This window comes from Streptomyces sp. 8N114 (assembly GCF_052245835.1).
Lineage (GTDB): Bacteria > Actinomycetota > Actinomycetes > Streptomycetales > Streptomycetaceae > Streptomyces.
In genome coordinates, this window is record NZ_JBQQBT010000012.1 from 149,424 (window position 1) to 171,087 (window position 21,664).

Annotated in this window: 17 protein-coding genes and 1 tRNA gene; 11 read left to right on the plus strand and 7 right to left on the minus strand. The window is 71.7% G+C overall.

Features of this window, described 5'->3' with window-relative positions; all coding sequences use genetic code 11:
• Positions 1-55: 55 nt before the first annotated feature.
• Both ACTWQF_RS23850 and ACTWQF_RS23855 read left to right on the plus strand, forming a co-directional pair.
• Positions 56-1,207, plus strand: a complete 1,152-nt coding sequence (locus ACTWQF_RS23850) for a DUF475 domain-containing protein (RefSeq protein WP_443281677.1) — start codon at positions 56-58, stop codon at positions 1,205-1,207.
• 130 nt (positions 1,208-1,337) lie between these two features.
• The gene (locus ACTWQF_RS23855; RefSeq protein ID WP_443281678.1) at positions 1,338-2,102 is read left to right on the plus strand and encodes a TerD family protein; all 765 of its coding nucleotides are present in this window, start codon (positions 1,338-1,340) and stop codon (positions 2,100-2,102) included.
• A 262-nt stretch (positions 2,103-2,364) separates the two neighbouring features.
• Here the strand turns inward: ACTWQF_RS23855 and ACTWQF_RS23860 are convergent, their stop codons facing one another.
• A complete protein-coding gene (locus tag ACTWQF_RS23860; RefSeq protein WP_443281679.1) occupies positions 2,365-3,645 on the minus strand; it encodes a TerD family protein in 1,281 nt (426 codons plus the stop codon).
• A gap of 282 nt (positions 3,646-3,927) precedes the next feature.
• On the opposite strand from ACTWQF_RS23860, the gene ACTWQF_RS23865 reads away from it, so the two are divergent.
• Genes ACTWQF_RS23865 through ACTWQF_RS23875 form a run of 3 tightly spaced genes read left to right on the plus strand, consistent with a single transcriptional unit; the run spans position 3,928 to position 8,470 of the window.
• Positions 3,928-5,094 carry an HpcH/HpaI aldolase/citrate lyase family protein gene (locus ACTWQF_RS23865; RefSeq protein WP_443281680.1) on the plus strand — a complete coding sequence of 389 codons (1,167 nt, stop codon included), beginning with the start codon at positions 3,928-3,930 and terminating at the stop codon, positions 5,092-5,094.
• Positions 5,091-7,619, plus strand: a complete 2,529-nt coding sequence (locus ACTWQF_RS23870) for a phosphoribosyltransferase (protein ID WP_443281681.1) — start codon at positions 5,091-5,093, stop codon at positions 7,617-7,619. Before ACTWQF_RS23865 ends, ACTWQF_RS23870 begins: the two co-directional genes overlap by 4 nt.
• 5 nt (positions 7,620-7,624) lie before the next feature.
• Positions 7,625-8,470: an HAD family hydrolase gene (locus tag ACTWQF_RS23875; RefSeq protein WP_443281682.1), complete on the plus strand. Its 846-nt coding sequence runs from the start codon at positions 7,625-7,627 to the stop codon at positions 8,468-8,470.
• A 194-nt stretch (positions 8,471-8,664) separates the two neighbouring features.
• On the opposite strand, the gene ACTWQF_RS23880 is transcribed toward ACTWQF_RS23875, so the two are convergent.
• Positions 8,665-9,291 (minus strand): DUF4383 domain-containing protein, encoded by a 627-nt coding sequence (locus ACTWQF_RS23880; protein WP_443281704.1) that lies wholly within the window; start codon positions 9,289-9,291, stop codon positions 8,665-8,667.
• A 190-nt stretch (positions 9,292-9,481) separates the two neighbouring features.
• Positions 9,482-10,747: a hypothetical protein gene (locus tag ACTWQF_RS23885; RefSeq protein WP_443281683.1), complete on the minus strand. Its 1,266-nt coding sequence runs from the start codon at positions 10,745-10,747 to the stop codon at positions 9,482-9,484.
• A gap of 162 nt (positions 10,748-10,909) precedes the next feature.
• Between ACTWQF_RS23885 and ACTWQF_RS23890 the strand changes: the two genes are divergently transcribed.
• Positions 10,910-10,981, plus strand: a tRNA-Val gene (locus ACTWQF_RS23890).
• A 327-nt stretch (positions 10,982-11,308) separates the two neighbouring features.
• Here ACTWQF_RS23890 and ACTWQF_RS23895 read toward each other — a convergent pair.
• A complete protein-coding gene (locus ACTWQF_RS23895; RefSeq protein ID WP_443281684.1) occupies positions 11,309-12,262 on the minus strand; it encodes a DedA family protein in 954 nt (317 codons plus the stop codon).
• Positions 12,263-12,494: 232 nt separating this feature from the next.
• Here ACTWQF_RS23895 and ACTWQF_RS23900 point away from each other — a divergent pair, with 232 nt between their 5' ends.
• Entirely contained in the window at positions 12,495-13,421 is a 927-nt protein-coding gene (locus ACTWQF_RS23900) for a hypothetical protein (RefSeq protein ID WP_443281685.1), read from the plus strand.
• 7 nt (positions 13,422-13,428) lie between these two features.
• On the opposite strand, the gene ACTWQF_RS23905 is transcribed toward ACTWQF_RS23900, so the two are convergent.
• Both ACTWQF_RS23905 and ACTWQF_RS23910 read right to left on the minus strand, forming a co-directional pair.
• Positions 13,429-15,144 carry an alkaline phosphatase D family protein gene (locus ACTWQF_RS23905; protein ID WP_443281686.1) on the minus strand — a complete coding sequence of 572 codons (1,716 nt, stop codon included), beginning with the start codon at positions 15,142-15,144 and terminating at the stop codon, positions 13,429-13,431.
• A gap of 102 nt (positions 15,145-15,246) precedes the next feature.
• Positions 15,247-15,927, minus strand: a complete 681-nt coding sequence (locus tag ACTWQF_RS23910; RefSeq protein ID WP_443281687.1) for an HNH endonuclease family protein — start codon at positions 15,925-15,927, stop codon at positions 15,247-15,249.
• Positions 15,928-16,425: 498 nt separating this feature from the next.
• On the opposite strand from ACTWQF_RS23910, the gene ACTWQF_RS23915 reads away from it, so the two are divergent.
• The 4 genes from ACTWQF_RS23915 (at position 16,426) to ACTWQF_RS23930 (ending at position 21,253) form a co-directional block, all read left to right on the plus strand.
• Positions 16,426-17,007: a TMEM165/GDT1 family protein gene (locus ACTWQF_RS23915; RefSeq protein ID WP_443281688.1), complete on the plus strand. Its 582-nt coding sequence runs from the start codon at positions 16,426-16,428 to the stop codon at positions 17,005-17,007.
• A 75-nt stretch (positions 17,008-17,082) separates the two neighbouring features.
• Positions 17,083-19,083: a DHA2 family efflux MFS transporter permease subunit gene (locus tag ACTWQF_RS23920; protein WP_443281689.1), complete on the plus strand. Its 2,001-nt coding sequence runs from the start codon at positions 17,083-17,085 to the stop codon at positions 19,081-19,083.
• 275 nt (positions 19,084-19,358) lie between these two features.
• On the plus strand, positions 19,359-20,348 hold the full coding sequence (locus ACTWQF_RS23925; RefSeq protein ID WP_443281690.1) for a peptidoglycan-binding protein: 990 nt from the start codon (positions 19,359-19,361) through the stop codon (positions 20,346-20,348).
• A 245-nt stretch (positions 20,349-20,593) separates the two neighbouring features.
• Positions 20,594-21,253 (plus strand): HAD-IA family hydrolase, encoded by a 660-nt coding sequence (locus ACTWQF_RS23930; RefSeq protein WP_443281691.1) that lies wholly within the window; start codon positions 20,594-20,596, stop codon positions 21,251-21,253.
• A gap of 30 nt (positions 21,254-21,283) precedes the next feature.
• On the opposite strand, the gene ACTWQF_RS23935 is transcribed toward ACTWQF_RS23930, so the two are convergent.
• Positions 21,284-21,658 (minus strand): antibiotic biosynthesis monooxygenase family protein, encoded by a 375-nt coding sequence (locus ACTWQF_RS23935; protein WP_443281692.1) that lies wholly within the window; start codon positions 21,656-21,658, stop codon positions 21,284-21,286.
• Positions 21,659-21,664: the final 6 nt, after the last annotated feature.

Below are 21,664 nucleotides of genomic sequence, written 5' to 3' on the forward strand. Positions count from 1 at the left end.
GGTCTTTCATCCCCTTTGTAAACCTATGTAGACCGGATACCGGATTGGGAAGCCAGTGCTCCTGAAAACCTTTGGTTGGTCCTTCGGCGTCACCGCCGTCGGGTTGGCCGCAGCGGCGTTCTTCTGGGGGTGGGAGGCGTTCGCCCTCGTGGCGATCCTTTCCATCCTCGAGATTTCGTTGTCGTTCGACAACGCGGTCGTCAACGCCGGCGTACTGAAGAAGATGAACGCCTTCTGGCAGAAGATCTTCCTCACCATCGGCATTCTGATCGCGGTATTCGGCATGCGGCTGATCTTCCCGGTCATTATCGTCGCCATCAGCGCGAAAGTCGGCCCGATCGAGGCCGTACAGGTCGCGCTCGACAATCCCGACCGGTACGAACAGCTGGTCACGGACGCACATCCGGCCATCGCCGCGTTCGGCGGGATGTTCCTGCTGATGATCTTCCTCGACTTCATCTTCGAGGACCGGGACGAGAAGTGGATCGGCTGGCTGGAGCGTCCGCTCTCCAAGCTCGGCAAGGTCAACGGTCTTTCCGTCTGCATCGCGATGATCGTGCTGCTGGTGACGGCGACCATGCTGGCCACCGCCGCGCACCAGCACGTCGGGCACGCGGACAAGTCCGGCACGGTGCTGCTCTCCGGCGTCGCCGGGCTGGTCACGTATCTGATCGTCGGCGGCCTCTCCGGCTACTTCGAGGACAAACTCGAGGAGGAGGAAGAGCGCGAACAGGAAGAGGAAGAAGCGGCCAAGAAGGCCGGGAAGCAGCCCTCGGCTGTCGGAATGGCGGGCAAGGCGGCCTTCTTCATGTTCCTCTACCTGGAGGTGCTGGACGCCTCGTTCTCCTTCGACGGCGTGATCGGCGCCTTCGCGGTCACCAACCAGATCTTCTGGATGGCGCTCGGCCTGGGCATCGGCGCGATGTACGTCCGTTCGCTCACGGTCTACCTGGTGCGCCAGGGCACCCTGGACGACTACGTCTACCTGGAGCACGGTGCGCACTACGCGATCGGCGCGCTTGCCGCGATCCTGCTCATCACCGTCAAGTACCAGATCAACGAGGTCATCACCGGCACCATCGGTGTGGTGCTGATCGCCGCCTCCTTCTGGTCCTCGCTGCGTCGCAATCGTGCGATCGAGGCCAATGGGGGAGACGGGGGCGGCGGGGACGAGTCCGAACAATCCGAGGTCACCGCGCGCGTGTGACCGCCTGCCAAACGAGGAACGCTCCCAGCGGGGCGGCTTGAAGCGACGGCGCGGACCCAGCGGTCCGCACCGCCGTCCCCGAGCCGCCCCGCTGTGGTGAGTTGGGCTCGAGCACGAGTGGGGGTGCGGGATGGTCTCCCTGTGGGAGAACTGGCGGCGGGGTGTGGGAATGTCCCGGCGCGGACCCAAGTTCGACACGGTCGGCGGTCCGTCGACGTATGCGATGGAGCTGACCAAACGGCACTCCGAGCTGTCGCTGACCAAACAGGGGGCCGACACCGGCAGCATGCAGGTCAATCTCTCCTGGCGGATGCGCAGTTCGGACGTGGAGGGCATCGGCAGACGTACCGGCGGTTCGCTGCGGCACCCGCTCCGGGCTCTGAAGCCGACCCCCGTGGTGCAGGCGCACACCCAGGGCGTCGTCAACGTGGACCTCGACCTGGCCTGTATGTACGAGCTGGTGGACGGCAGCAAGGGCGTCGTCCAGCCGCTCGGCAACTTCCTGGGGGACTGGAACGCGCCGCCGTACGTCAAGCTCACCGGGGACGACCGGTTCGGTTCACCGTCCGGTGAGACGCTCTACGTCAATCTCGACCACCGGGACGAGATCAAGCGACTGCTCTTCTTCGTCTACATCTACGACGGCACCCCGGCCTTCGACCGGACCCATGCCGTCGTCACGCTCATCCCCAGCAATGGCCCCCATGTGGAGGTGGGCCTGGACGAGCGTGCCCCGCAGGCGCGGTCCTGCGCGGTGCTGCTGATGGAGAACGTCAAGGGCGAGCTGAAGGTGCGCCGCGAGGTGCGCTACGTCTACGGCTTCCAGGCAGAGCTGGACCGGCTCTACGGCTGGGGTCTGCAATGGGGGCGGGGCTACAAGACGCAGAAGGTCTGACCGGGCCGTCGGCATCGCGCCGCACCGGGCCAGACACGAGCAGGCCCCGGCCGGTCACCGGCCGGGGCCTGCTGCGTGCAGGGGGCGTGCCTGCGTCCCGGGGCCTGCTGCTTGCGTGCAGGGGCTGCTGTGTGCCGGGCCTGAGGTCCGGACACAGCAGCTGGTTGTTCCGGGTCCAGGCGTCGGCTGTCCCGGCTCCCGGCTGCCAGCTGTCCCGGGTCACGGCTCCCCCGGCCCTCGTCGCCTGCCGGGGGCGGGGGCCTCAGCGGTTGGTGAGGAACTGTGGGCCCTGGGGCGGCAGCGTGAACGCCGGGTCCGGTTGGGGGTAGCCGTAGGTGGGCTGTGGATAGCCGTACGCGGGCTGAGTGGCGGGTGGCTGCTGGGGCGGGTGGTGCGGCGGCTGGGGGTAGCCGTAGCCGTAGCCGGGCTGCGGGGCGGGCGCCCCCTGGGGTCCGAACGGCGGCGCTCCCGGCGGTGGCACCTGCGCCGTGACGGCCGACGCCGCCGCCCCTCCCGCCGCTGCCACCCCCGCCGGGTCCGGCTGCGGCTCGGGCGACGGGGTGGGCTGCGGCGGCTCCGGAGCGGGCGGCGGGGGCGGCGGCGCGGGGTCGGGCCCGGGAACGGGGCCAGGGCCGGGTGTGGGCCCCGGAGGCGGCCCCGGTGGCGCCGGCGGCACCGGTTCAGGGCCGGGCCCCGGCGGCGGTCCGGGCGGCGGACCGGGCTCCGGATGGGGCGAAGGCTCCGGGTGCGGCTCGGGCGGCACCGGGTCGGGCTCCGGGAAGTCGGGCTCGGGCGGTGGCTGCGGCACGGTGGCGGCGGGCGGGCCCAGCCGGAAGTCCTCGGAGCCGATCGTGTCGGGACGGGGCACATGGGCCACGGTCGCGTCCGGATCGGCCTCCGGGGCGCGCTCCCGGGTGCGCGCCCTCTCCCGGCCGGCGTCGGCCTCGGTCTTCCCGGCGTCGGCGTCATCGGCCTCGCCCTCGTCGACGGTGATGCCGAACTCGGTGGCGAGGCCGACCAGTCCCGTGTCGTAGCCCTGGCCCAGTGCGCGGAACTTCCAGCCGTCGCCGCGTCGGTACAGCTCACCGCAGACCATGGCGGTCTCGGCGCCGGTCTCCGGCTCTATGTCGAAGCGCGCGAGCAGCTGCCCACCGTGCCCGGAGCCGGTTGCGCCATCCGGGTTGTCCGCGTCGTGCAGCAGCAGCCGCAGCTCGCGGACGGCGGAGAAGGTTCCGCCGTCCGCGGAGGCGGCCAGCAGTACGCGGTCCACGGAGGCGTCCAGCGCGCCCAGGTCCGCCTCGACGGTGTCGCGCAGCCCCTCGGGCTCGCGCTTCTTGGCCAGGTGCCGCACCAGCCCGGAGGGGTGGCGGGGCTGGTTGTAGAAGATGAAGTCGTCGTCGGAGCGAACCTTGCCGTCCGGGCCGAGCAGCAGAGCCGAGGCATCGACATCCGGCACACCAGCACCAGGCGCCCAGCAGAGGACGGCGCGCACCGCCGTGGACTCCAGCTGGATGTTCGATCCCTTCGTCATCGCGTGCGTCATGTCTTCATCCTGCCCCCGGACGGAGGTCGCCGACAACGCGGGGCGTGATCCCGGGGACGCGGGACGTGATGCCCGGGACGCCCGATGTGAAGCCGCAGTGAGCGCTACGGCCCGCTCAGGGAGCCGAGGGAACTTGTGACCGGCCCCCATACGTACGATGAGCAGCCACGCGGCACCACGGCGGCCACGGCAGGACCACCGCCACCGCGCGACGCACCAGGCGGGCCATACACGCCATGGCAGCCACAAAGGGACGCTGAGACGGCAAGACGGGGGTCTTTCATGCGGCATTTCAGGCAGCTGACGCCTGAGCGCCGGAGTGCGCTCTTCCACCGCGAGCCGACCGAGTTCACCCCCGATGCACCGGCGAGGACGCTCGCCATCGCGCTCGGCGCCACTCTTTACAGTCCCGCCACCAGACCCTCACTCGCCGACGACGTCCTCAAGCAGACGGCGCGCGGCGTCGTCTCGATGGTGCTGTGCCTGGAGGACTCGATAGCCGACGGTGAGGTGCCGCAGGCCGAGGAGAACCTTGTGCGGCAGCTGCGGGAGCTGGCCGACCGCGCCACGGAGGACGCGCTGCCGCTGCTGTTCGTCCGGGTGCGGGAGTCGGGACAGATCACCGGGCTGGTGCGCAGGCTGGGCACCGCGGTGCGGCTGCTGTCGGGCTTTGTGCTGCCCAAGTTCACCGAGGACCGTTCGGGGCCCTTCATGGAGGCGCTCACCGAGGCGGAGGCGGCGTGCGGACGGCGGCTGTTCGCGATGCCCGTCCTGGAGTCGCCCGAGCTGCTGCACCGGGAGACCCGCACGGACGCCCTGACGGGTATCGCCCGGACCCTGGACAAGTACCGCGAGCGGGTCCTCGCGCTGCGCCTGGGCGTCACCGACTTCTGCGCCGCCTACGGGCTGCGCCGTACGCCGGAGATGACGGCGTACGACGTGCAGATCGTCGCCTCGGTCATCGCGGATGTGGTGAATGTGCTGGGCCGGGCCGACGGCACAGGGTTCACCGTGACCGGTCCCGTGTGGGAATATTTCCGGCCGCAGGAGAGGATGTTCAAGCCGCAGCTGCGGCAGAGCCCGTTCCTGAGCGGCCGGGCCGAGGATGTGCGTACCGCGCTGATCGAGCACGACCTGGACGGTCTGCTGCGCGAGATCGAGCTCGACCGGGCGAACGGTCTGCTGGGCAAGACCTGCATCCACCCCTCTCACGTGGCTCTCGTGCACGCGCTGTCGGTCGTCAGCCATGAGGAGTTCTGCGACGCGACCGATGTGCTGCGCCCCGAGCGCGGCGGAGGCGGAGTGATGCGCTCCGTGTATACGAACAAGATGAACGAGGTGAAGCCGCACCGTGCCTGGGCCGAGCGCACACTGCTGCGCGGCGAGGTCTTCGGGGTGGCGCGCGAGGGCGTGAGCTTCGTCGAACTGCTGGCGGCGGGAGTCAAGTGAACGGAAGCGTACGGGACGTCGGAGCCGGGGCTGTCGGGGGTGCCGGGGCGGAAGCCGGGGCCAGGTCCTCGGCTGCGGACGCGGCCGGAGCGGAGGCGTGGCCGGGCACGTGGGTGGCCGAACGGCTCGGGGTGCGGCTGGAGGGCGAGGGCCTGCGGGGGCTGCTGGGGCTCGCCCTGCGGCGCAACCCCAAGCGGGCCCACCTGCTGGTCTCCACCGTCCTGGGCAAGCACATCCCGCAGCGCCCGACGGCGGTCCTGGGCGCGGGCTGCCGCCTGGGGAAGCAGGTCCGTGAGCTGCTCGGCGGCCAGGAGGCCGCCCGCTCGGTCGTGCTGGGCTTCGCGGAGACCGCGACAGGGCTCGGGCTCACTGTCGCGCACAGCATGGGCAGCCGCATGAGCGCCCTGCACTCGACGCGGCGCCGGGTGCCGGGGGTGCAGCAGTACGGCGGTTTCGAGGAGGAGCACAGCCACGCGACCTCGCACCTGCTGCTGCCCGAGGATCCGCAGCTGCTGCGCACCGACGGGCCGCTGGTGCTGGTGGACGACGAACTGTCCACCGGCAGGACCGTACGCAACACCATCGCGGCCCTGCACGCCGTCCACCCGCGCGACCGGTACGTCGTGGCCGCGCTGGTCGACATGCGTGGCGAGGCGGACGTGGCGGCGCTGGAGAAGTTCGCCGCCGAACTGGGTGCCGGCGTCGATGTGGTGGCCCTCGCCGCCGGCCGCACAGGGCTGCCCGGGGACGTGCTGGAGCGGGGCCGGGAACTGGTGGAGAAGTACGCCGGTGCTCCGGTGGCCGCGCAGGAGGCGGCTTCGCGGGGCACCGTACAGCGGGTGGACCTCGGGTGGCCCCAGGAGCTGCCGGACGGCGGACGGCACGGCTTCGGCCCTCGCGAGCAGATCCGCCTTCAGGCCGCGCTGCCGGATATGGCCGAACGCGTGCTGTCCGCACTGGAGTCGGCAGGGTGGGGCGAGAGGGCCGGCGGCGAGCTGCCGCGCGTTCTCGTCCTCGGTAACGAGGAGCTGATGTACGCGCCGCTGCTGCTCGCGTTTGAAATGGAAAAGCGCACCAATGGCCGTGCCGAAATCCGCTTCTCCACGACGACCCGTTCACCCGTCCTCCCCGTCGACGACCCGGGCTACGCGATACGCACCGCTCGGAGCTTCCCGGCGCATGACGCGCCCGGTAAGGACGGTCCGGCGGAGCGCTACGCCTACAACATCGCGGGCCAGGGCTTCGACGCCGTGGTCGCCGTCGTGGACAGCGAGGGCGACACCCCCGCACTGCACGCCCCCGGCGGGCTGCTGGACCAGCTTGCCGGCTGCGCGCCCCAGGTGCTGCTGTCCGTCGTCCCCGCCTACGTTCCGGACAACGCCCGGCCGAACCCGCCCGTGTCCCTGCACGGACCCGCCTTCTCCTCGTACGCGGCCGACGATGTGGCGTGGCTGCTTCGCGATCTGTCCGACGTCGAACTGGAGGCGCCAACGGAGGAGCGGGAGGAGGCCATCCAGGCGGGCGGGGCGCACTACGCCGAGTCGCTTCCCGTGGAGTACCAGCCGTCCGCGGAGTACCAGCAGCTGTTCCACGACGCGCTGGAATCCGCGGCCGAGCGGCTCGCCCGCGCGGTCGGCACCGTGACCGAAATGGTGCTCACGGAGCGCGGGCCGCGCCCCGTGCTCGTCTCGCTGGCCCGGGCCGGTACGCCCGTCGGGGTCCTGATGCGCCGCTGGGCGCGGTACGCACACGGGCTGGATCTGCCGCACTACGCCGTCTCGATCGTGCGGGGCCGCGGCATCGACACCAACGCGCTGGCCTACCTGGCCGCCCACCACGACCCGGCCGACGTCGTCTTCATCGACGGCTGGACCGGCAAGGGCGCCATCACCCGTGAGCTGGCCCAGGCGCTCGCCGCACACCCACGCTTCAACCCCGAGCTGGCCGTCCTCGCCGATCCGGGCTCCTGCGTACGCACCTACGGCACCCGCGAGGACTTCCTCATCCCCTCCGCCTGCCTCAACTCCACCGTCTCCGGGCTGATATCCCGCACCGTGCTCCGTGCCGACCTGGTGGGCCCGCACGACTTCCACGGCGCGAAGTTCTACCGCGAGCTGGCGGGCAGCGACCTCTCCCGGCACTTCGTGGACACCGTCGCGGCGTGCTTCCCCGCGGTCGGGGAAAGCGCCGCCCAGGACGCCGCGGCCCTGGCGGGCGCGGACCGCACCCCCACCTGGGCGGGCTGGCGCGCCGTGGAGGACATCAGCGAGGCGTACGACATCGGCGATGTGAACCTGATCAAGCCGGGGGTCGGCGAGACGACCCGCGTCCTGCTGCGCCGCGTCCCCTGGCGCATCCTGGCCCGGCGCGGCGCGGGCGCCGACCTCGACCATGTACGGCTGCTCGCCGCACAGCGCGGCGTGCCCGTAGAGGAGACCGACGGCCTGCCCTACAGCTGCGTCGGCATCGTCCACCCCCGCTACACGCGCGGCGCGACCGGCGCCGACGGAAAGGCCGCACGGTGACTACGGTGACGCCGCACTCCGACGGCGCCGACGCGGCGGGACGCGTCCTGGTCGCCAGCGATCTGGACCGTACCCTCATCTACTCCGCCGCGGCGCTCGAGCTGACCATGCCCGACACCCTGGCGCCCCGGCTGCTGTGCGTCGAGACGTACGAGCACAAGCCGCTCTCCTTCATGACGGAGGAGGCCGCCGGACTGCTGGACGCGCTGGCCGCCCGCGCGGTCTTCGTGCCGGCCACCACCCGCACCCCCGAGCAGTACCGCCGGGTCCGGCTGCCCGGACCGCCGCCCCGCTACGCGGTCTGCGCCAACGGCGGCCAGCTGCTGGTCGACGGCGAGAGCGACCCCGAGTGGCGGGAGCGGGTGCGCGAGCGGCTGACCGAGTGCGCCCCGCTCGACCAGGTCCGCGCCCATATGCTGCGCCAGGCGCGCCCCGAGTGGCTGCTCAAGGAGCGCGTCGCGGACGGCCTGTTCGCCTACCTGGTGGTCGAACGGTCGCTGCTGCCCGACACCTGGGTGAAGGAACTGGCCGCCTGGGCGGGCCCGCAGGGCTGGAGCGTCTCCCTCCAGGGCCGCAAGATCTACGCCGTACCGCACCCGCTCACCAAGAGCGCCGCCGTGGCCGAGGTGGCCCGCCGGGCCGGGACAGCGCGGACCTTCGCGGCCGGTGACTCCCTCCTCGACGCCGATCTGCTGGGCGCCGCCGACGTGGCCTGGCGCCCCGCACACGGCGAGCTCGCCGACAGCGGCTGGCAGCGGCCCCACGTACGGGTGCTGACGGAGCGCGGCGTACTGGCGGGCGAGACCGTGCTTCGCCGGATGAGCGCCGCGTTGACGGGGCCGCCCACCTAGGCTGGCCGCGGATCTTGCCGCTTCCCCTCCCGCTGTGCTGGGGAGGGGGTGCCCCTGCCCGTCGTCTGCAGGCTGCGGGTTCTCCCCCAAGCTCTTCGAGCAGGGAGGTACCCCCATGGCCTGTCGCGCAGTTCCCCGCGCCCCTGATGGGGCGCTGCCCCCATGCCGGGTGCGCAAGATCTGCCGGGCACGGCTCAGTCGGGGCGCTGCTGCTCGTCGCCGGTGTCCTCGGACGTCCCCGGCGTTTCCGGTTTCCAGGCTCCCTCGCGGGGCTCTCTCCCTCCATAGAGCGAGGCACTGCGCCGCAGTTCTTCGCCCCGCAGCCGGGCAAGCGTCCGCTGCTCGCGCAGGTCCCGTGCGCGCCGGGCGCGTTCGACCTCGTCCAGGTGGCGCTGCTGCCAGTACGGATTGTCGTGCGGCAGGGCGCTGCCCACCCGCCCGTACATCCCGAAGACGAGCAGCAGCAGACCGACGACAAAGCTGAACAGCACGTTCTGGAGCTCGAAGGCGAGCACGTTGAAGCGCGTCTCCAGCAGTGCGAGATTCACGAACCCGCTCAGCAGGAACAGACCGCCGAAAGTGATGTTCAGGCTGGAGGCGAAATTGCCGCCGCGCACCATGCCGGAGAAGAGCAGCAGTCCGACGACGATGGACAGCACACTGAGCGCGCCGTTGGTGTTGAGGCCGGCCACCCGGTCGCCACCGATGTCGAAGAGGCCAATGTTGTCCGTGAGCCCCAGTACGCCGAAGACGGTCAGGATCACCCCTACCAGCCCGGCTCCCACGCGGTAGATACGGCTCAGCTTGTGGTGCACCGGCATGTGCTCGTCCAGGACGCGCCGCCCCCGCGGCAGGAGGCGGCGGTAGTGGAACGTACGGGTGGGGGACGCGGCCACTGGGGGGCCTCCTCGGGGCGGCCGGAGGCACTCGCTCTCGCCTTCCAGCATCCGTCCGCGGCGCCCGTGCCTCAACAGCGTGACGCTCAGTAGCGGCGAGGCTGAGGCTGCCGGGTCAGTGCCCGGTAGCGCGCTCCTGACGGATCTGCTCGACCACCCGCTGCACCGTTTCCTTGACCGCGTCCAGCTCGGTGAGCAGGTGCCAGTAGTCCGGGTGGCGGCCGGTGAGCGAGGCGACCGCGCGGTCCACCCGCTCCACCGCGTTGTCCAGCGGCTGCGCGTGCCGCGGATCCGGAGTGGTACGGCCGGCCATCGCCAGCCGCTGTGCGTCGCGGATCGCGAAGCGGGTGCGCTCGACCTCCTTCGAGTGGTCGAAGGAGACCTCGTTGAGCCGTTGCAGCCGCTCTCCGGCGGCCTTCACCGCCTCGTCGGTGGTGTTCAGCAGCGCTCGCACCGTCGACAGCAGCGCCGTGGCGTCCGGCCAGCGCTGCTCCTCGCGTGCCGCGCGGGCTTCCCGCAGCTTCTCGTCGGCCTGCCGCGCCGAGCGCTCGGCCTGCTGCGGCACCTGCTGGAGGTCCTGCCAGCACGCCACGCTGAAGCGCCGCCGCAGCTCGCTGAGGACGGGCTCCACCTGCCGGGCCCGGTTCTGCAGTGCCTCGGTGCGGGTACGTAGCGAGGCGATCCGCTTGTCGATGTCGGCCGCCTTCTGCGGCAGCCCGTCGGCCTGGGCGCGGATCGCCTCGGCCTCCCGTACGACCCGGTCGGCACGCTGGATGGTCTCCTGCACACCGTGGGTGCCCGCGCCCTCGTTGAGCTTGGTCAGCTCGGGCGAGAGGGCCGCCAGCCGGGCCGCGAGGTCGTCGGCCTTCAGCCCCTTGGCCCGTACGGCATCCAGCGCGTTGCTCGCGGCCAGCAGCGCCTGCCGGGCCCGCTCGACCGCGGGTGCGAGGCGGGCGAGCTGGTTCTCGGCGCGGGTCAGCAGCGGGCCGAGGCTCTGCGCGAACCGCTCCAGCTCTCCCTTGGCCCGCTCCAGCTCGCCGCGGGCCCGGTCCAGCTCGGTACGGGCGCGGGAGGCGACAGCGGCGTCCAGGTCGTCCCGGTCCAGATCGTGGGCGTCGACCGCGGTGATGTAGTCATGGCTGACGCTGTCGATACGTCTGCCGAGCTCGGCGAAGTCCGCCGCGGCCTTGCGGCCGGCGGGGGAGCTGTCGACGGCGCTGATCGTCTCTATGGAGATACGCAGCTCACGCTGGGCGGTGTCGAGTTCGTAGAAGGCGGCTGCGGCGGCGTCCTTCGCGGCCTGCGCATCGGCCCGGAGGTGGTCCGCGCGGCCACTGCCCCAGCCCCAGCGGCGGGTGCCACCGCCGTTCATCGCCGTCACGAAACCTCTCCCCGTACGTGCCTGTGGCTCTTCGACCGGTGCTCATTCTCCCACCTGGGCTCAACGAACACACGAGCTGATTCGTTCGCGGAACGCTCCCGCCGCCCCACGTTTGCGCTGCCCGCCACCAGGCAAGGTACGCTGTCGTCCCACACAAGCCCCGGGCGCATAGCTCAGCGGTAGAGCGCCTGCCTTACAAGCAGGATGTCACTGGTTCGATCCCAGTTGTGCCCACCGAGCCATTACGGCTCTGATCAGCAACGCGAGAGGCCCCCGCAGCATCAGCGGGGGCCTCTCGCCGTGTGCGTACCCCACAGGGGGAGCCATGCAGGGAGCCACGGGCCCCCTCACCCGCGGCGCCCTGCTGCGCGGCGTCGGCGAAGACGTCCGGCTGCGGACCCGGCCAGGCCGCAGCAGGCAACTGCCGGCCAACCCGGCCGAGGGGCAATCATGTTGGCGGCATGAGAAAACCTGCATCCGTCCGATACGCACCTCGACCGCGCCGGCGCCCCGGAAGCGGACAGGACCGCTGTTCGGGAGTGGCCCAGCAGCCGCGTGAGTTCACGCGGGCGCTGACGGCACCACGGCGGAGTTCGTGACCGTAGCGTCCTCGGCCTCGCCGTCCCCGGCCGTGCGCATCGTCGGCAGCACATGCAGCACATGCAGCACGGGCGGCATTGGCAGTACCGGCAGTACCGGCAGCACGGGGAACGTGGTGGGCCCGGGGAGAACGACGCCCGCCGGGAGTGCTTCGGGGGCCGGTAGTGCGTCCGCGGCCGGCAACACGTCCGCGGCCGTGCCCGCCTCGGCGGGGCCGCCGCCCCGCAGCTCCGCTTCCGTCTCCGGGTCCGCGTCCAGGCCGACGGCCGCGCCCCCGTCCTGCTCACGCCTTATCAGATACGCGGCGAACCCGCCGGCCAGGAACAGCGCGAGCACCGAGACGGCAGTGCCCAGCCAACTGGCGCCCAGCCACTGGCCGCCGAAGTAGCCGAGGCCCACGCTGTAGGCCGCCCAGGCCACTCCGGCCAGCACCGACCAGGGCACGAAGTCCCGTGCGCTGCGATGCGTGGCGCCCGCGGTCAGGCTGACCACCGAGCGGCCGGCGGGCGCGAACCGGGCGAGGACGACGAGGGCACCGCCGCCCTGGGAGAGCGCGCGGCCGAGCTGTTCCTGCGCGGAGGCGAGCCTGCGGGAGCGGGCGACGGCCCGGTCGAAGCGGTCACCGCCCCGCCAAGCCAGCCGCCAGGCCACCAGATCGCCCAGTACGGAGGCGACCGCGGCGCAGAGCATCAACAGCAGTACCTCGACGAGTCGGCCGCTCTCGGCCGCACCCTGGGCCGCGGCGGTGGGCAGATCGGCGGCGTCGGCAGCGGTGGTCCCCGCAACGGCGGTGGACGCGGCGATCACCAGGACGCCGCTGGGCAGTACCGGTACGAAGACGTCGAGCAGTACGGATACGGCGATGACCACATAGATCCACGGGGATCCGGTCACCGACCCCAGGATTTCCGGCACTGCTGTCCCCGTTTCTTCCCCTGCCCGGCTCTCGTCCGTCGGCGGTCTACCGCCGTACAGCGTACGCCCGGGTCCCCCGCTCAGGGCCGCTGGGTGCACGTGGCGTCACTTCAGCGGCGCTGCTGGATACGGATGCCACGGAATCAGACCATCGGACAACTGTGAATCAGTGGAGGCCGGCACGATGAGGGCACGTAGGCGCATGGTGGGGGCGGGGGGAGCGGCAGTTGTCATGTTTGTGACGGCGCTGCTCGCGGGGAGCGGGTCGAGTACGGCGAGCGATGTATCGGGTGACGACGCGGAACGCGCGGCCCGCGCGGGCCATTTGGCCCTTGCGCGCCTCACCGGCGTCCTGGAGAACCTCGGCGACGATGCCGCCGACAGCGGGGAGCCCGCCGACGGGGACATCGACCGTCTCGCGGCGCTGAAGGACCTCCGCGACCTGCCGCGGAGCCTCCACGACGCCGAACTCGGCAGCGTGCGGGTGAAGGTGAGCTCCGGCGAGGTCGAGATCGCCGGCAGCTCGTTCGTGAACCGCCTCTTCCGGCTCGGCCGGGGCACCGCCGACAGCTCCGACCCGGTCATCCGGCACACCGCGGACGCCGATGCCGCAGACGCCGCCCGGATCAACTCGGCGGATGCGGCGGGCCCCGGCGACCAGCGGACGTCGATCCTGGTGCGCTACGACCGGTTCGCGCCGGCGAACGCCTTCATCCGTCCCGACGCGGTCACCTACGACCAGGCCAAGGTGCCCTCCGGGGCAGCCATCATGGTGGCGCGGAAGGCCACCGAGCACCGCACCACCGTGCGGCTGCAGGTGCGAGGCCTGCTCCCCGACCGCAGCTACGGGGCGCACGTCCACACTGAGCCGTGCGGTGCCAGGCCCGACGACTCGGGCCCGCACTACCAGCACCGCAAGGACCCGGTGCAGCCCTCCACCGATCCCCGCTACGCCAATCCGCGCAACGAGGTGTGGCTCGACTTCACCACCGACCACAAGGGCCGGGGCGAGGCCGTCTCCCGCCACAACTGGACTTTCCGCGAGGGCAAGGCCGGCTCGGTCGTACTGCACGAGAAGCACACCAGCACCAAGCCGGGACACGCGGGTCAGGCGGGTGCGCGGCTGGCCTGCTTCTCGGTGCCTCTCAGCGAGACATGAGGGGTTGTCAGTTCTGATCGGCGGCCGGTTCCGCTCCGCTGAGCCGGCCGCTGAAGACCCGCTCCAGCGCTGAGCGGGGGGTGCCGTCCGGCGCGGAGGTCGCCGGGCGGGCCTGGTCGAGCGCGTACCCGGCGTCGCGGCCGTGCAGGGTCAGCGTCATCAGCATGTTGCCGAACCAGGGGCCGCCGGTGCGGCGCCAGCGGAAGGGCGGCTCCTCGGCGCGGGCGTGCCGCTCCAGCACCTGCCCGAGCCGGCGCCCGGCCCGGCTCCAGCCGAAGCGGAAACCGGACCGCATCACCGCCGGGATGTCGTTGTGTATCGGCGAGCAGGTGAGCTGCACCACTCGGGAACGCTGTCCGCCGCCGGCGACCTTCAGGTCGTCGAACTCGGGCTCGGTGACGTATGCGTGGTGCACATCACCTGACAGGACGCTGACCGAGGCGGGTGCGTCCTGGTCGGCGGCCACCCGCTGGATCAGCTCGCTCAGGGCGCGGAAGGAGTGCGGGAAGGCCGCCCAGTGCTCCAGGTCGGCGCGCTGCCGCAGCTTCTCGCTGAACCGCGCCCAGCGCGGCCCGCGTGCGCCCGAGCACAGCAGCGTGTTCCAGCTCTCCAGGCCGTGCACGGCGGGCGGCAGCAGCCACGGCAGCGAGCTTCCCAGGACCAGATGGTCGACGGCGCCGGGCCCGCCGTCGAGCACCTGCTCGTGCAGCCAGTCGAACTCCTCGTCGTCCACCATCCGCCGCCCGTTCTCCGGCAGTACGCGGCCGGCGCGGGTGTCGATCATCACCAGCCGGATCCGGCCGAAGTCCCTGCGGTAGCTCCACCGGGCCGCGGTCGGGTCCTGGTCGGCGCGTTCGGCGTACGCGCGCAGCGGCGGCGCCCCGTCGTCGGCGGCCCGTACGGCGGCGAAGACCGGGTTCTCGGCGAGTTCGGCGGGTGAGAGGTTGCCCAGGTGCTGGTAGACCCAGTACGAGGTCAGCCCGCCCAGGATGCGCTCGCGCCACCAGCCGGTGGCGCGGATCTCGCGCTGCCACGCCTCGCTGGTGTTCCAGTCGTCGATCACGTCGTGATCGTCGAAGATCATGCAGCTGGGGACGGTGGACAGCAGCCAGCGCACCTCGGGGTCCAGCCAGGACTCGTAGTACAGCTCGGTGTACTCCTCGTAGTCGGCCACCTGGTCCCACGGCGGTGTGCGCACGTCGCGGCGCCGGGCGAGCTTCGCGCGGACCGGCTCGGAGGTCTCATCGGCGTACACCTGGTCGCCCAGCAGGAGCAGCACGTCCGGGCGGGAGCCGCCGGTCAGGGCCTGGTGGGCGAGTGCGTCCAGCGCGTCGGGCCCCATCGGATCGTGCCGGGAGCCCGCGGGGCGGGCCGCCCAGCGGCAGGACCCGAAAGCCATCCGGAAGGGCGCCGTCTCGCCGGGGGGCGCATCGGGCGGCGGCAGGGTGCGGATGGTGCTGGTGGGGAACGGCGAGCCGGGCAGCGGCCACACCTGCTCGCCGTCCAGCGTGACGCGGTACGGCGTCTCGGTTCCCGGTTCCAGACCGACGACGGTGATCAGCGCGTAGTGGTGCCCGGCGACCTGCCAGGTGCGGGCCACCCCGCCCGCCGTCGAGCCCTCGCAGTGCACCTCGGCCCGGCAGGGGGCGTCCGTCTCGACCCAGACGGTGGCGGTGTCCTGGTCGACGTAGCGCAGCAGCGGGCCCAGTCGGAGGCCGGTCATGCGGATCTCCCTCGTCCGTGTGGCGCCGTACGGTGCGGGCCTTGAACCCGCACCGTACGGAACGAGGGAGCCGTCCGACCAGTTTCCTGACCGGGTACGGCCTCAGCAGGTGCCCAGGGCCTTCTTGAGGGCCGCCTTCTCCTCGGAGTCCGCAGTCATGCCGTAGGTGTGCTTGACCCAGACCCACATGCGCGCGTAGGTGCAGTGGTAGCCGGACTCGGACGGCATCCACTTGGCGGGGTCCTTGTCGCCCTTCTCCTGGTTGACGTTGTCGGTGACCGCCATCAGCTGGGCGATCTTGAGGTTGTTGGCCAGCTCCTGGCGCTTGTCCTGGGACCAGTCGGAGGCACCGGAGCGCCATGACTCGGCGAGCGGGACGATGTGGTCGATGTCCACGTCGGAGGGCTTGGTCCAGGACCCCCCGTCGTAGGGGCTCTTCCAGGTGCCCTTGGTCGGGTAGCAGTCGCTGCCGGTCTCGACGCCCTCGCCGTCCCGCTTGAGGACGGCTTCGCGGGTGTCGCAGTTGTCGCCCTGGTCGATCCAGTGGGGGAACTTCTCGCGCGAGTAGCCGTCCATCGAGCCCTCGGCCTTCTCGCTGAGCCCGCCGAGCATCGTGGTCGCCTCGGACGCGCTCGGCGGCGTCGGTGGCTCGGCGGCGGCGGGGGAGGCGCCCATGGTGAGGGCGATCAGCAGTCCGCAGACAGCGGCTGCGAGGGTGCCGATGAGCGCCGACCAGCGTCGACGCGCGTAGAGAGTGAGGGCTGTCCGGTGCTTGTGCGCCATGCGAACTCCCATATGTGGGGGGAAGTTGAGCGGTGGTGCTGTCGGGTGGTGCTGTTGGTGGTGCGGCACACAGCCTGACGGTCGTGTGCACGTCACATCAAGAGCCTGCCCGGGAATGAGCCCTCGGCCACTCGCGATACACCCACCCGACGGACCTCGTACGGGAGTTGGTTACACGGCTCCCTTTCCTGTCCCCCTCTCCCACGTCCTGCGCCTCCCGTGTCACGTGGAGCGCCGATCGCGCCGGTGTGCGGATATCGCGTACAGTCGGACGAGTCTGAAGGGGAGTAGCTCTTCGCCGGACCGTCGACACACTGGCCCGCCGCGTGCGGGCCCGGCGCCCGGAGCGAGGCGTCCGCCATCCGGTGGCGGTGCCGCGCCAGCGAGACCTTCGGCCGCAGTGTCCGCGTTCGTGCCCGGTGCACGGACAGCCCATGACGCTGCCGTGCCGAAGTGAGCTCGCGCCGGTGCGGCAGCCCCGACCACGGAGGAACCCCCGTGCTCAGCCTCACCGTCGCCGCCGTCGTGTTCGGCGTCGTCTTCCTCGCCGAGTTGCCGGACAAGACGGCCCTGGCCGGGCTGATGCTCGGCACCCGCTACCGCGCGTCCTACGTCTTCGCGGGCGTCGCCGCGGCCTTCCTCGTCCACGTCGTCCTCGCCGTCGCGGCGGGCAGTGTGCTCACCCTGCTGCCGCACCGGCTCGTGCAGGGCATCGTCGGCGTGCTGTTCCTGGTGGGCGCCGCCATGCTGCTGCTCAAGAAGGACGACGACGAGGACGAGCAGGCCCGCACGCCCGCCGACCAGTCGTTCTGGAAGGTGGCGGGCAGCGGCTTCATGCTGATCCTCGTCGCCGAGTTCGGCGATCTGACGCAGATCATGACCGCGAACCTTGCAGCCCGCTACGACGACCCCCTCTCGGTGGGCGTGGGTGCCGTTCTCGCCCTGTGGGCGGTGGCCGCGCTGGGCATTCTGGGTGGCCGCACCCTGATGAAGTACGTACCGCTGCGGCTGATCACCCGGATCGCGGCACTGCTGATGCTGGGGCTGGCCGCGTTCAGTTTGTACGAGGCCCTCGCCTAGGCGCTGTCCGGCGGGTGTCCCCCGAACGGAGGACGCCGACGGGCTGTGCCCCAGCAGGCGGGGCACCGTTGGCATATGAGCGGGGAACACGCGGCGGCACCGGCACCACCTCGCACTCGCGGGGTACTGCTGCCGATCAGCGCACTCCTGCTCGGGCTGCTGCTGGCCGCGCTCGACCAGACGATCGTCGCAACGGCGCTGCCCACCATCGTCAGCGACCTCGGCGGTATGGAGCACCTGTCCTGGGTGGTGACCGCCTATCTGCTGGCCGTGACGGCGGCCACTCCGCTGTGGGGGAAGCTCGGCGACCAGTACGGCCGCAAACGCCTTTTCCAGACCGCCATCGTGATCTTCCTGGTGGGCTCGGCGCTGTGCGGGGTGGCGCAGGACATGCCGCAGCTCATCGGGTACCGCGCGGTGCAGGGCCTGGGCGGCGGGGGTCTGATCACGCTGTCCATGGCGATCGTCGGAGACCTGGTGCCGCCCCGCGAACGTGGCCGCTATCAGGGCCTGTTCGGGGCGGTGTTCGGTGCCACCAGCGTGCTCGGCCCGCTGCTGGGCGGGTTCTTCACCCAGCACCTCGACTGGCGCTGGGTCTTCTACATCAATCTGCCGATCGGCGCCGTCGCCATGGTGGTGATCCTTCTCGCGCTGCACATCCCGGTGCACGCCGAGCGGCACCGGATCGACTATCTCGGCACCTTCCTGATCGCCGCCGTCGCCACCTGCGTCGTACTCGTCACCTCACTGGGCGGCACCACCTGGCCGTGGAACTCCGCACAGATCTACGTACTGTCCGTACTGGCGCTCGTTCTGCTCGGCTGGTTCGTCGCGGTGGAACGCCGGGCGGCGGAGCCGGTCTTGCCGCCGAGCATCTTCGCCGTACGCAACTTCGCCCTCTGTGCGGCGATCAGCTTCGTCATCGGCTTCGCCATGTTCGGCTGTATGACCTATCTGCCGACCTTCCTGCAGGTCGTGCACGGGATCTCGCCGACGATGTCGGGCGTGCACATGCTGCCGATGGTGCTGGGCGTGGTCGCCTCGTCCACCCTGTCCGGCCAGCTGATCAGCCACACCGGGCACTGGAAGGTGTTCCCGGTGCTGGGCACCGCGATCACCACCGGCGGACTGCTTCTGCTGCACCGGATGACGCCGGACAGTTCGCAGTGGGAGATGGGCACCTATTTCGCCGTCTTCGGCCTCGGCCTCGGGCTGGTGCTCCAGGTCCTGGTGCTGGTGGCGCAGAACGCCGTGGGCTACGGGGACCTGGGGGTGGCCACCTCCGGTGTCACCTTCTTCCGCTCGGTGGGTGCCGCCGTCGGCGTGGCCGTCTTCGGCACGATCTTCGCCTCCCGGCTCGGCGGCAAGCTCAGCGACGCGCTGCGCGGCCGGCCGCTGCCCGCCGGGATCACGCCGGACTCCCTCGAACACAACCCGCAGTCCGTCGGCCGGCTCCCGGCCGGTGCCCGGCGCGGGGTACTGGACGCGTACTCGACCTCCATCACAGACGTCTTCCTCTACGCCGCGCCGCTCGCCGCGCTGGCCTTCGTACTGACCTGGCTGCTGCGCGAGCAGCGGCTGCGGCGCAGCGTGCAGGTGCCCGACGAGAGCGAGACCCTGGGCGCGTGCCCGGTCGAGCGCAGCCCCGCCGACGAGGTCACCCGGGCCCTCTCGCGGCTGAGCACCATCGAGGGCCGGCGCGACCTGTACGCGCGGATCGCGCAGGGTGCCGGGCTCGACCTGGCCCCGGCCGCCACCTGGATGCTGCTGCGCGTGCACTACGACGGGCCCGTCGAGCCCGCGCTGCTGGAGGACGCGGGGGTGGTGCCCCGCCGTGTCGTCGCCGACGGCGCACGGGAGTTGGAGGAGCGCGGGCTGGCAACGCGGGCGGGGCTGGAACTGGTGGCGACCCCGCGCGGCGAACAGGCGGCGCGCGCCCTCTCCGACGCCCGCCAGGAGCAGCTGGCCGAGCTGCTGGGCGACTGGTGGACACCCGACCGTCCCACGGACCTGACGGAGCTGGTGCGGCAACTGAACGCGGAGGCGGGCCAGTCGGAGCCGCCGCGGGCGGCATGACCTCCCCTCGTGACCGTGAGGGCTCTCGTCGTGACGTCGGCGGGGCGGTGGCGCAGGTGCGTCCACAGGTACTTGCGCAGAGACGTCCACAGGTACTTGCGCGGAGACGGGTGAACTTTCCCGCAGTGCGAACTTTCCCCACCCGTCGGCTTTTCCTGCGCGCTTGACCCTGACCGTCCTTGACCGCGTATGGTCCAGCACTGGACAGTTACTGGCGATTCGGGCACGGCCGCCGTGCAGCGGACGGAGTGGCGGTGCCAGGGGAGGGGACCGGAATGACGGGGGACGGACGATGTCCCGAGTGCGGCGGGAGCGCGCAGTCGTGCACACACACTGAGCCGGAGCCGCAGGACCGGCCGGGTCCGGAGGATCCGCTGCACATCCGCCCCTATGTACGGCTGGGCGAGAGCGACTCCGCGCAGGCTCCGCAGGACGAGGCGCCGGGGCAGGCGGCCGGGAACGCCGGGGACGCCCATGTGCCGCTGCCCGATCTGACGCCGTTCGCGGCGCACGGCACGGAGGAGACGGCCGAACTGCCCGCCGTCACCGGATCGGGTGACAGGCGGGGCGAAGGACGCCGCAGCGCGCAGCCTTCCGGGGCCGGCCCGGCGCCCGCGGCCCACCGCCGGATGCGGGAGCGCCGCAGACCCAGTACGGCGGTTTTCGCCGGGGTCGGGGTGGCAGCGGTGCTCGGCGGCGGCCTGCTGACCACCCAGCTGTTGACCGACGACGGCAGCCGCACCGGGGACGGCCGCGCGCTGCGCCATATGCCGACCGGAGCGCCCACCGACGACCTGCCTTCCTCCTCCCCGTCCGCCGAGGAGAAGCCGGAGCGCAGCGAGCCGCCCGCGCCCGCTCCCTCCCGCACAGGTGCCGCTGCCGGAACGCCCCGCGCCGGCCGGGACGGCGGCGAGCACACCACGCGCCCGTCCCCCTCCCGGAGCGGAAAGGGGCACTCGTCCCGCCGTCCCGGCCCCTCCGGGGAGGGGCACTGGGGCCACGGCCGCCCGCGTCCGGAGTGGCCGGGAAGTTCCTCGGGCGGGACGCTGCGCCCCGGAGACTCGGGTGGCGAGGTCGTCGAGTTGCAGCGCCGTCTGAAGGAGGCCGGCTACTACGACCGCGGAGCGCCGGAGGACGGTGTCTACTCCTCGCGCGTCCAGGAGGCCGTCTTCCGCTACCAGGCGCACTACCACCTGCGGGACGACACACCTGGCGAGTACGGCCCGGTCACCCGCCGCCATCTGGAGGCCCGGACGTCGGGCTGAGCCCAAGCTCGCGCAGGGGCCGGCCGATGGAAGCGCGCACAGGGGTGGCCGGTTTCCCGGACTGGTTTGTATGATGGAGGAACAAATGGTCCCGCCCGTGTCCCTCACCTGACGGAAGGGGCGTCCCTGACCGGCGGGCGGGCCATCTGTTTCTCGTCGGCTTCCCCGACAGCTGTGCGGCCGTTTTCCGCAGCCGCACAGCGTTCCGACAGCCGTGCGCCGACCGCGACCCCGGGAGCCCCCGCATGCCCATACCGCCGCTCACCGTCCGCGCGCTGCTCCTCGACATGGACGGCACGCTCGTCAACTCCGACGCCGTGGTCGCGCGGGTCTGGCGGGGCTGGGCCGTCGAGCAGGGCCTCGACCCGGACCAGGTGCTGCGCGTCGCACACGGCCGCCAGGGCCACATGACGATGGCCACGCTGCTCCCGGACCGCCCGATGGAGCAGAACTACGCGGAGAACCGCGTCCTCCTCGCGCAGGAGACCGCCGACACCGAGGGCATCGTCCCCGTGCCCGGCGCGCCCGCCTTCCTCGCGGCGCTCCAGGACCTTCCGCACGCGCTGGTGACCTCCGCGACCCCGGCCCTGGCCGAGGCGCGGATGGTGGCGGCCGGGCTGGGTATGCCGGCGGTCCGTATCACCGCCGCCGATGTCAGTGCCAGCAAGCCCGATCCTGAGGGCTTTCTCAAGGGCGCGGCGGAGTTGGGTTTTCCGCCGGAGCAGTGCGCCGTGTTCGAGGACTCCGGTGCGGGCATCGCGGCGGGTCTGGCCGCCGGTATGCCGGTCGTCGGCGTCGGCCCGCGCGCCGGTGAACACGGCCCGACCGTGCATGTGCCCGACCTGGAGCAGGTGCGCGCCACCCGGCTCGCGGACGGCCGCATACGCCTCACGTTCGAAGGCTGACCCCTCAGGTGCGGGGCGGCCCGCCGGGCGTCACTTCTTCGGCGGCGCCTGTTGTACGACCTCGAACGACCAGGTCTCCGAGCCGGTCGCTGCGGGCTTCGGCTGCTCGGCGTCCCCGGTCCCGGCCTCGGAGCCGGCTGGCTTGGCCTCCGTGTGGCTGTCCGCGCCCTTCGCCCGCTGGTGGGCCTCCTTCATGGAGCCGTTCATCCACGCCTGGAAGGACTCCTCGTCCCGCCAGCGGGTGTAGACGAGGTAGCGGTCGGTTCCCTCCAGTGGGCGCAGCAGCTCGAACCACTCGAAGCCGTCGGCGCTCTCCACGAAGCCCTTGCGCGCGGCGAACCGTCCTTCGAGTACCTCCCGCTGGTCAGCGGGTACGGTCAGTGCGTTGATCTTGACGATGCTCATGGGCCC